Origin of the sequence: Microbacterium sp. UBA7513, assembly GCF_002478345.1 — a bacterium.
Classification (GTDB): domain Bacteria; phylum Actinomycetota; class Actinomycetes; order Actinomycetales; family Microbacteriaceae; genus Microbacterium.
The window spans coordinates 20001-30722 of sequence record NZ_DLNJ01000011.1 but is presented as its reverse complement, the minus strand read 5'-3'; the positions used below and the strand labels follow the sequence as shown (position 1 = coordinate 30722).

The following is a 10722-nucleotide window of genomic DNA, read 5'->3' as shown; positions in this document are numbered from 1 at the left end:
GTGCCGAGGGGAATCTCCGAAGTCGTGCCCGGTCAGGGGATGAGCATGAGCCGGAGGGTGTCGAACCCGTCGAGCGTGACGGCGCCACCGAGCAGGGCGAGATTCTGCTCGCGGACCGCCTCGAAGCGATCCCTGGTCATCGAGTAGTTGTGGTGCGGGGTCGCCGCGTTCTCGCGGACCACCATCGTCGTGCCGTGGGGACGGTAGCCGACCCTCCGGGAGATTGCGTTCGAGGCGGCGTTGTCTGCGAAGGCGCCCGAGGTCACCTCTCGTGCCCCCAAGCCGTCGAACAGTGCGAAAAGCATCAAAGCTCTCATCCGTGTGCCGATGCCGCGGCCCTGATACTCGATACCGAGCCAGGAGCCCGTCTCCGCTCGGTGCCGCATGCCCCAATCGTCGGCGCTCACGCCCTGGACACCGACGAGGATGCCGTCCACCAGCACCCCGAGTTCGAGCATGAACCGTTCGGGAGCGATCTGGGAGCGGGCGTGCCACTGGTACGACAGGAGTCGGCGTACAACGGTGTCCGTGTCACCGCGAGTCCAGGGGACGGCGAAGGGCATCCGGCCCGGATCGTGCACGCCGCGTGCGGCGAGGTCGCCCAGGGTGACCAGCAGATCGTCATCCAGCCACCGCAGTTCGAGGTCTCCGGCACGCGCTCGCACCCCCGCGGCGGGCCAGCGGCGAACCAGGTCGGCGGCTGTCATCGCCACAGTATGGCATCGCTCCACACGCCGGTCTCCGGGCACAACTTCGGAGATTCCGGACGACATGCCGGGGCAGCCTCTTCCGCCCCGGCGTGTCGTGCCCTGTCTCCGAAGTCGTGCCCGGCCTCAGGCGAGGGGCTCGGCGGCGGCTTCGCGTGCGGCCTTCGAGGCGGGGGAGGCGGCGCCGATCTTCCAGTAGCCGCAGAAGCTGACGGCGTTCTTGTCGACGCTGCGCTCGCCGACGAGCTGCTTGCGGACGCCGGAGGCCAGGGCCTGCTCGCCGGCCGCGTACGCGTGGAACGGAGCATCGGGCAGAGCGGTGCGAGCGAGGGCGTCCAGGGCGAGAACCCCGGGCGGGATCTCGTGCGGCCGCACGATCCACACCACGTCGAGCCCCGACGGATGCGCGAACTCCAGGGCGTCCTCCGCGGACGGGACCTCGATGATCGCCGTGCCCGCGGCGTTGGCCGGCAGGGAGGCGCTGATCGACGCGATCGCAGGGAGGGCGGTCTCGTCGCCCACGAGCACCACCCGGTCGGTGCCCCGCTCGGGGTTGAACGTCAGGCCCTCGTCGATGATGAGGACGTGCTCGCCGGGGGCGCAGGTCTCCGCCCATCGGGAGGCCGGACCGGCGGTGCCGTCGGCCGCCGAGCCGTGCAGCACGAAGTCGACGTCGAGCTCGGCGCCGGTCTCGGGCGTGGCCGGGCGGTACGCGCGCACGGTGTAGTTGCGCATCACGGGGCGCTCGCCGTCGGGGATGCGGAGGAACTTCAGATACCCGAGCATCCGGTTCGCCTTGGCGGGCACCCGCTCGAGCCCGGCCTCCCCGCCGATCGGCAGGAACAGCCGGAACCACTGGTCGTAGCCCATCGGACGGAAGCGGTCGATCTCGCCGCCGCCCAGGGTCACCCGCACCCAGTGCGGCGCGAGCCGTTCGGTGCGGAGCACGGTGAGGTGCAGGAGCTCGGCCGTCTCCGGCTTGACCATCTTGCTGAATGCCATGCGGGCACCTTTCAGGGGAGCTGCCAGGGGAAGAAGACGACGAAGATCGCGGCCGACACGGCGAGCATGACCACGGTGAAGACGGTGTCCCTCGCGCGGAACGGCACGAGGTGCCGCTCGGTCCGGGTCGGATGCGCGCCGAACGCCCGGGAGTCCATCGCGAGGGCGACGCGCTCCGCGTGCCGGATGGCGCCCGCGAGCAGCGGGACGATGTAGCCCCACCCGCGCGCGATCCGGGCGAACGGGCCGCGGCCGCCGTGCGAGCCGCGCACCCGGTGCGCGGCGCGGATGACGGCGAGCTCATGGCCGAAGCGGGGCACGAAGCGGAAGGCGGCCAGGGCCGTGTAGCCGATGCGGTACGGCACGCGCAGCTGCTGCACGCTCGCACGCACGAGGTCGGAACCGCTGGTGGTGAGGCCGCCGACGAGCGCGAGCGCGACGATCGAGCCGAGTCGGAGCGCCGTGGCGGACCCGATGAGGAGGGCGCCGCCGTAGAGGGTCCAGTCGCCGATCGTCACGACGGGGGTGGTGTCGGCGACCAGGGCCGCGTCGACCCACAGCGAGAAGCCGACGCCGATCGCGACCATGCCCGCGGGCAGGCCGAGCAGGAGCAGCGCGAGGAGGCGCCCCGTCACCCGCGCCCCGACGAGGATGAGGGCGTAGGCGAGCACGAGGAAGGCGGCGGGGGTGGCCAGGTCCCGCACGAAGACGAGGAGCAGCATCGCGGGGGCGAACCCGGCGACCTTCGCCAGCGGGTTGAGGCCGTAGAGGAACTGCCGCCGCGAGGTGGCCGTGAGCGGCGCATACGGATCGAGCGTGGTCATCGTCATGGCGACACCTCCCACCCGGCCGCGGTGAGCACACGCTGCAACGCGGGGACGCGCAGGCCGGCGGAGGGGAGGATCGCGGGATCGGCGAACAGTGCCGCCGTCGGACCGGCGGCCCGGACCTGCCCGTCGGCGAGGACGACCGTGTCGGTGGCGTGCTCGGCGACGAGCTGCAGGTCGTGGGTGACGATGACCACGGTCGTGCCGTCCGCCCGCAGGCTCTCCAGCAGCGCCAGGAGCTCGGCCGCCCTGGCGCGGTCCTGCCCGAAGGTGGGCTCGTCGAGGGCGAGGACACGGGGGCGGCTGATGAGGGCGGTGCCGACCGAGAGCCGTCGCTTCTCACCGCCGGAGAGGAGGAACGGGTGCACCCCGGCCTTGTGCGACAGCCCGAACCGCTCCAGCATCTCCGCCACCCGCGTGCGGACCTCGTCGTCCGGCACGTGGCGCAGGCGGAGACCGTGGGCGAGCTCGTCGAACACGGTGGCGGCGATGAACTGGTGCTCCGGGTTCTGGAACACGAAGCCGATGCGCGCCGCGAGTTCCCGAGGCGAGGCCGTCCCGGGGTCGATGCCGTCGACGGAGACCCGACCCCTCGGCGGCGGCACGACCCCGGCGAGAGCCTGGATCAGCGTCGTCTTGCCCGCCCCGTTCGCCCCGACGATCGCGGTGAGGCTCCCGGCGGCGATGTCGAGGTCGACCCCGTGCAGGATCTCGGTGCGGCGCCGTGCGACCGTGAGGCCGCGGGCCCGGATGATGGGCTCCCGGTCGGCGGGGCGAGGATCGCCGACCGGCACCGAGGACGCGGCGCGGGGGCCGGGAGGAAGTGCGGCGGCCAGCGCCTCGGGCGTCAGTGGCAGCGGGTCGAGGACGATCCCCCGGTCGCGGAGGCGGAGCGCGGCGAGCGTCGCGGCGGGCAGCCAGACTCCCATCGCCACGAGCTCGTCGGCGTGTGCGCGGATGGTCTCGGCCGCCGGACCGTCGAAGACCACCCGGCCCTCGCGGTCGAGCACGATGGTGCGCGTGACGAAGCGCATCGCGGCGTCGAGGTTGTGCTCGACGAGGAGGATGGCCCGGTCCCCGGCGGCCACGACCTCGGTCAGCGCCGCGTACACGTCGTCGATCCCCTGCGGGTCGAGGTTCGCGGTCGGCTCGTCCAGCACGATGAGAGGAGAGCCCATCGCGAGGGCGCAGGCGATGGCGAGACGCTGCCGCCCGCCGCCGGACAGGTGGTCGGGGTTGTCGTCGCGGCGCTCCCACAGGCCGACGCGCCGCAACGCCTCCTCCACGCGGGCGCGCACGGTCTCCACCGGGAGAAGAAGGTTCTCCGGACCGAAGGCCACCTCGTCGTACACCGTCCCCGTGACGATCTGCGCGTCCGGATCCTGGAAGACCATGGCGACGTGCGTGCTGAGCGTCGCGGTGTGCGCGGTGGTGGTGTCGATGCCGCCGGCCTCGACGGTGCCGGTCATGGTCGCGGGGAGCGCATGCGGGATGAGGCCGTTGAGAGCGAGCGTGAGCGTCGACTTCCCGGAACCGGACGGGCCGAGCAGCAGCACGACCTCGCCGGGATCGATGTCGAAGGTCACATCGCGGGGCGACGGGTGCACGGCGTCCGCGTGGGTGAGGGTCAGCTCGCGCACGCGGAGGAGGGGTGCGGATGGGCGCACGGCACGTCCCTGGTTCGACGGAGGGTGTGCCTCTAACTTAGCTGAGCCTTACCTGTGCTGCCAGCGGGCCCGGTGCGTGATCAGCGGCGCGCGACGCCGGCGGTGCGCAGCGCCGAACCGATGGCGAGGCCGATCGCCGTCCAGGCCACCGGGCCGAGCACGGAGATCGTCAGGTACAGCAGCTGGGCCCAGAGCGGCATGACCGCGAGGTTCGCTGCGAAGAACACCGCCACCGCCACGACGACGCCGATCACGACCGCCGAGACGAAGAACCGCCAGGCGCCCCAGGAGCGATAGCGGGTGAGGGCGGCGACACCCTCCTGGATGAGACCGAAGAGCAGCGCCGTGCCGATGAACCGCAGCGACCACGCCGGGTTGAAGGCGCTCGCGATGAGGGCGGCGAACACGTGCGTGATGAGCGCCACGAACGGCAGCCGCAGCACCTCCTGCGCGATGATGCCCGGCAGCACGTGCGAGCCCAGCACGAGGCCGTAGAGGAACAGCAGCGGGCTGGCCAGGAGGAGGGGAGTGACCCATCCGGCGATGCCGCCGAGGATGCCCGTGGCGACGCCGATCGCCGCGCAGATCAGCAGCACTCTGGTCGACAGGACGGAGGTTCGGGCCACGTCTCCAGCCTACTGGCGACATTCGGAGAGTCGGCCGCCGTCCATCCTGACCGATCGGCACGATCGGGGGCGACCATCGTTCAGTTCTCGATCCGGCGCCGAACGGCGGGGCTATCGTGAGCCGCGGTGCGGCGACGACGCGGCATCGGGATCATCGGATCATCAGGAGCGAGATATGGGTCGAACACCCCTTCGGATCGCAGCAGCCACCACCCTGGCGACGCTGTTCATCGCATCGACGGCAACCGCAGGCCACGCAGCGACCGGGGAGGTGACGCACCCCGTTCCGGTCGCGGGGACCCCCGGGCACTACATCGTGATCATGAAGGCCGATCCCCTCGCCAGCTACGAAGGCGACGTCAAGGGCCTGAAGGCGACGAAGCCTGACGAGGGCGAGCAGCTCGAGACGCAGTCGCAGGACGCGCGGCGCTACGTCAAGCACCTCGAGTCCGAGCAGAAGAGCCTCATCAACGACGTCGGCGTCACCCCGGACACGACCTACCAGGTCGTGCTCAACGGTTTCAGCGCCGACCTCTCGGGTGAGCAGGTGGACCAGCTCCGCGCCTCGAAGGACGTCCTCGGGGTGTATCCGGACGAGATCCGCCACCCCGACGCGCAGACCTCGACCGACTACCTCGGCCTCGGCGACGACCGCAAGGGCCGCGGTGGGGTGTGGCAGCAGACCGGAGGCGTGAAGAAGGCCGGCGAGGGCGTCGTGGTGGGTGTGATCGACACCGGCATCGCTCCCGAGCACCCCTCGTTCGAGGGCAAGAAGCTCAAGCAGCAGAAGAAGCAGAACAGCCGGCACAAGGGCACGGACCCGTACACCGACGGCACCTACGTCTACTTCGACAAGTCCGACGGCGGACAGTTCCGCGGCGCGATGGTCGATGGTCAGGACTGGGACGAGCGCGACTACTCGACGAAGCTCATCGGCGGGCAGTACTTCTTCGCGGGAGCCCAGGCGGCCGGGTTCGACTTCCAGTACGACTACCTCTCCCCGCGCGACGGCGACGGTCACGGCTCGCACACGGCGAGCACCGCCGCAGGCAACTTCGGAGTGGACGCCGAGATCGAGGGCGTCGACTTCGGAACGGTCTCCGGCGTCGCCCCCGGGGCGAAGGTCGCGGCCTACAAGGCCTGCTACGTCGGCCCGGACACGACAGTGACCACGGATGACATCTGCGCGCTGAGCGACCTCGTGGCCGCGATCGATCAGGCGGTGGCGGACGGTGTCGATGTGATCAACTACTCGATCGGCGGCGGCGCCGCGAGCACCGTGATGGCTCCCGAGGACCTCGCGTTCCTCAACGCCGCGGCCGCCGGTGTCTTCGTCGCGACCAGCGCCGGCAACGACGGCCCCGATCCGGTCACCGCCGACCACGCCTCGCCGTGGTACACCACGGTCGCCGCCTCCACCATCCCCACGTGGGAGGGAACCGTGCAGTTCGACGGCTTCGAGCAGGCCGGCGCCTCGGTGACCGTCCCGTTCGGTGAGAGCGTCTCCGGACCCTCCATCGCCGCCGTGGATGCCGCGGCGTCCGGTGCGGCGGATGCGCAGCTGTGCCTGCCGGGCACCCTCGACCCGGCGAAGGTCGCCGGACACATCGTCGTCTGCGACCGCGGCGGCAACGCCCGCGCGGAGAAGTCCCAGGTCGTGAAGGCCGCCGGGGGCATCGGGATGGTCCTGGTGAACGTGCCCGGCGGTGCGGACTCCCTCGACAACGACTTCCACGCCGTGCCCACCGTGCACCTGAACGCCGTGCACCACGCGGCCGTGCTCGCCTACGTGCAGGGCGGTGTCGATCGGCCGATCACCCTCGTCGGCGAGAACACCACCGGTGTGACCACGCCGACCCCGCAGATCGCGGGCTTCTCGAGCCGCGGACCGATGCTCGCCGACGGCACCGACGTCCTCAAGCCGGACATCGCCGCTCCGGGAGTGGCGATCCTCGCCGCCACGCACAACGCCCCGGGTGAGGACCCGACCTTCGGCATCCTCTCCGGGACGTCGATGGCCTCCCCGCACATCGCCGGCCTCGGCGCGCTGTACCTCGGCGAGCATCCGCGGGCGACCCCGGGCGAGATCCGTTCGGCCCTGATGACGACCGCGTTCGACACCGTGCTGCCCGACGGCTCGAAGAACACCAATCCGTTCGAGCAGGGAGCAGGGCAGGTCGACGCGACGCGGTTCCTGAACCCGGGTCTGCTCTACCTCAACGGCTTCAAGGACTGGGCGGCCTTCCTCGACGGGAAGGGGCTGTCGGACTTCCCCGGCATCGACCCCATCGACGGCAGCGACCTGAACCAGGCATCGATCTCGATCGGGTCCCTGGCCAGCGCGCAGACCGTCACCCGCTCGGTCACGTCGACCGAGAAGGGCGTGTTCACGGCGAAGGCCTCCGTCCCCGGCGTGAACGTCACCGTCACGCCGTCCCAGCTCGCCTTCGACAAGCCCGGGCAGACGAAGACCTTCACGGTCACGTTCGACAGCACCACCGCGCCGGTCGAGCAGTGGGCCACGGGTTCGCTCACCTGGACGAGCAAGAAGAACACGGTGCGCTCGCCGATCGCGGTGTTCCCGGTCACGGCGGATGCCCCGGCCGAGGTCACCGGCAGTGGCGTCGACGGCAGCACGACCGTCGACATCATCCCCGGCCTCGACGGAGACCTGGCGCTGGGCGTCTCGGGTCTCACGCCGTTCCAGCTCCTCAGCGACCCGGACAACCCCGTCGAGGGGCACTCCGGGAACGAGAACTCGGGCGACGCGAACAAGGACGTGTCCTGGATCGTGGACGTGCCGGAGGGGGCCACCCTCTCGCGGTTCGACCTCGACTCGTCCGACGACGAGGGCAGTGACCTCGACCTCACCGTCTACCGGGTCGTGAGCCCCGACGACCTGCGCTACTACGAGCGCTGGCAGTCGGCGACGGGCTCGGCCGACGAGCAGGTGACGATCCCCGCACCGACCGCGGGCACCTACCTCGTCGTGGCGAACGTGTACTCCACGACCGGGCCGATGACGTGGGACATGACCCACGCCTCCGTGCTGCCGGACGGAGAGGGCTCGTTCACCGCGACGCCGAACCCGATCGCCGCGGTCCGCGGGGAGAAGACGAGCTATGAGCTGAGCTGGACCGGTCTGACCGCCGGCACCCGCTACCTCGGACTCGTCCAGTACGGCGACTCGGCGGTGCGCACGGTGGTGACGGTCACGACGCCCGCGGACGCCGCGCCGAAGCAGCCGACGCCCGCGCCGAAGCCGTCGCCGACTCCCGAGCCGACGCCGACCCCGGATCCGACTCCGACGCCGGGGCCGACTCCGACGCCGGGGCCGACTCCCGAGCCGACCGCGCCTCCGGAGACCGACGCCCCCGGGTGATCCGGGAACGGTTGCACGACCCGGTCACGGCCGCACGAGGTGATCCCTCGTGCGGCCGTGCCGTCGTATCCAGGTCGTGCAGACGTGCCGGGGCGAGGACGTCCGGGCATCCGTTCGTCGCACGACCCCCGCCGCTCGTCGCAGCGTCCCCGGATCCGGAAGCGACAGCGGCACGCACTCCCTACCGTGGGGAGACGCAATGATGCGCCCCCAGAGGAGAACCCCATGACCGCACCTTCGTCGCGCCGCCGCGACGGCGCCGGGCTCGTCGACGACGACCCCGTCATCGAGACCGACCCGAACCTCCCACCCGTCGCCCTCTCCGCGGAGCACGAGGCCAAGAGCCGCCGCTGGACCCTGCCGAAGATCCTGCTGTGGACGGCCATCGCCCTCCTCGGCGGCGTCGCCTGGGTGATGCTCGCCATCGTGCGCGGCGAGACCGTGAACGCGATCTGGTTCGTGTTCGCCGCCGTCTGCACCTACCTGATCGGCTACCGCTTCTACTCCAAGGTCATCGAGCGGTACATCACCCGCCCCGACGACCGCCGCGCCACGCCCGCCGAGGTGAAGCAGGACGGCAAGGACTACGTCCCCACCGACCGCCGGGTGCTCTACGGTCACCACTTCGCCGCCATCGCCGGCGCCGGACCCCTCGTCGGCCCCGTGCTCGCGGCGCAGATGGGCTACCTCCCCGGCACCATCTGGATCATCGTGGGCGTCGTGCTCGCGGGAGCCGTGCAGGACTACACGGTGCTCTTCTTCTCGATGCGGCGCGGCGGCCGGACCATCGGCCAGATGGCGCGGCAGGAGCTCGGCAAGATCGGCGGCACCGCGGCGATCATCGCCTCGCTGCTCATCATGCTCATCATCGTCGCGATCCTCGCGCTCGTCGTCGTGAACGCCCTCGGCGAGAGCCCATGGGGCGTCTTCTCCGTCGCGATGACCATCCCGATCGCCCTCTTCATGGGCGTGTACCTGCGCTACCTGCGCCCGGGCAAGGTGACCGAGGTCTCGATCATCGGCTTCGTGCTGCTCATGGCCGCGATCATCGGCGGCGGCTGGGTCGCCGGCACCGAGTGGGGTCAGGCGCTCTTCCACCTCGACCGCACCACGATCGCGTGGGGCATCATCATCTACGGCTTCATCGCCGCGGTGCTGCCGGTGTGGCTGCTGCTCGCGCCGCGTGACTACCTCTCCACGTTCATGAAGATCGGCGTCATCGTGATGCTCGCCGGCGCGATCGTCCTCGTGCGTCCGGAGATCTCGGTCCCCGCGGTCAGCATCTTCGGCGAGAACGGCATGGGTCCGGTGTTCGCCGGGCCGCTCTTCCCCTTCCTGTTCGTGACGATCGCGTGCGGCGCGTTGTCCGGATTCCATGCGCTGATCGCGTCGGGCACCACACCGAAGCTCGTCGAGAAGGAGCGGCAGACCCGGTTCATCGGCTACGGCGGCATGCTCATGGAGTCGTTCGTCGCGATCATGGCCCTCGTCGCCGCGATCTCGATCGACCAGGGCATCTACTTCGCCATGAACGCCCCGGCCGCCGCGACCGGGGGCACCGTGGAGGGAGCGGTCGCCTTCGTGAACTCGCTCGGGCTGACCGGGGTGAACCTCACCCCCGACATGCTCACGGGCACGGCGGCGGCGGTCGGTGAGGAGTCGATCGTCTCGCGCACCGGAGGGGCTCCGACGCTCGCGCTCGGCCTCGCGCACATCATGCAGCAGGCCCTCGGCGGACAGGCGCTGATGGCGTTCTGGTACCACTTCGCGATCATGTTCGAGGCCCTGTTCATCCTCACGGCGGTGGACGCCGGAACCCGGGTCGCCCGCTTCATGCTGCAGGACTCGATCGGTGCCTGGTTCCCGAAGTTCCGCGACGTCTCCTGGCGCCCAGGGGTGTGGATCTGCACCGCGATCATGGTGGCCGGCTGGGGAGCGATCCTCATCCTCGGCGTCACCGACCCGCTCGGCGGCATCAACACCTTCTTCCCGCTGTTCGGCATCGCGAACCAGCTGCTCGCGGCGATCGCGCTCGCCGTGGTGCTGGCCATCGTCGCCAAGCGTGGTCGCAGCTACTTCCGGTGGCTGTGGATCATCGCGCTGCCGCTCGCCTTCACCGCGGTCGTCACCATCACGGCCTCGCTCTACAAGATCTTCTCGCCGGTGCCGGCGATCGGATACTGGGCGAACCACTTCCGCTACCTGGAGGCGCTGAACTCCGGTGACACCACGCTCGGCGCGCCGGACGTGCTGCAGGCCGTCATCCGCAACACCGCGGTGCAGGGCACGCTGTCGATCATCTTCGTGGTGCTCGCGATCATCGTCATCGTCATGGCGGTCATCGCGACCGTGAAGGCGATCCGCAACGGCGGCGGCGAGAACACCGAGGACCCGCCCGTCCCGTCGCGCCGGTTCGCCCCGGCCGGGTTCCTCCCCGACGCGGAGGAGCGCGAGCTGGAGAAGCAGTGGGAGCCGATCCTCGCCGAAGAGCGCGCGGCGGCACGGCACTGA

General features: G+C 70.7%; 7 protein-coding genes. 2 read left to right on the top strand and 5 right to left on the bottom strand.

All coding sequences use genetic code 11. The features are described from left to right. Positions 1-32: 32 nt before the first annotated feature. From B2W79_RS05865 to B2W79_RS05845, 5 genes are all read right to left on the bottom strand, one after another. A complete protein-coding gene (locus B2W79_RS05865; RefSeq protein WP_071327762.1) occupies positions 33-707 on the bottom strand; it encodes a GNAT family N-acetyltransferase in 675 nt (224 codons plus the stop codon). Positions 708-833: 126 nt separating this feature from the next. Further along, positions 834-1709 carry a siderophore-interacting protein gene (locus B2W79_RS05860; RefSeq protein ID WP_071327761.1) on the bottom strand — a complete coding sequence of 292 codons (876 nt, stop codon included), beginning with the start codon at positions 1707-1709 and terminating at the stop codon, positions 834-836. 11 nt (positions 1710-1720) lie between these two features. Then, positions 1721-2539 carry an energy-coupling factor transporter transmembrane component T family protein gene (locus B2W79_RS05855; RefSeq protein ID WP_292787836.1) on the bottom strand — a complete coding sequence of 273 codons (819 nt, stop codon included), beginning with the start codon at positions 2537-2539 and terminating at the stop codon, positions 1721-1723. After that, a complete protein-coding gene (locus B2W79_RS05850; protein ID WP_292787834.1) occupies positions 2536-4203 on the bottom strand; it encodes an ABC transporter ATP-binding protein in 1668 nt (555 codons plus the stop codon). The genes B2W79_RS05855 and B2W79_RS05850 overlap by 4 nt, the downstream gene beginning before the upstream one ends. Positions 4204-4283: 80 nt before the next feature. Beyond that, positions 4284-4829: an ECF transporter S component gene (locus B2W79_RS05845; RefSeq protein WP_060923064.1), complete on the bottom strand. Its 546-nt coding sequence runs from the start codon at positions 4827-4829 to the stop codon at positions 4284-4286. 175 nt (positions 4830-5004) lie between these two features. On the opposite strand from B2W79_RS05845, the gene B2W79_RS05840 reads away from it, so the two are divergent. Together B2W79_RS05840 and B2W79_RS05835 are read left to right on the top strand one after the other, a co-directional pair. Beyond that, a complete protein-coding gene (locus tag B2W79_RS05840) occupies positions 5005-8211 on the top strand; it encodes a S8 family peptidase (RefSeq protein ID WP_292787831.1) in 3207 nt (1068 codons plus the stop codon). 225 nt (positions 8212-8436) lie between these two features. After that, complete coding sequence (locus B2W79_RS05835) at positions 8437-10722, top strand: carbon starvation CstA family protein (RefSeq protein WP_292787829.1); 2286 nt, start codon at positions 8437-8439, stop codon at positions 10720-10722.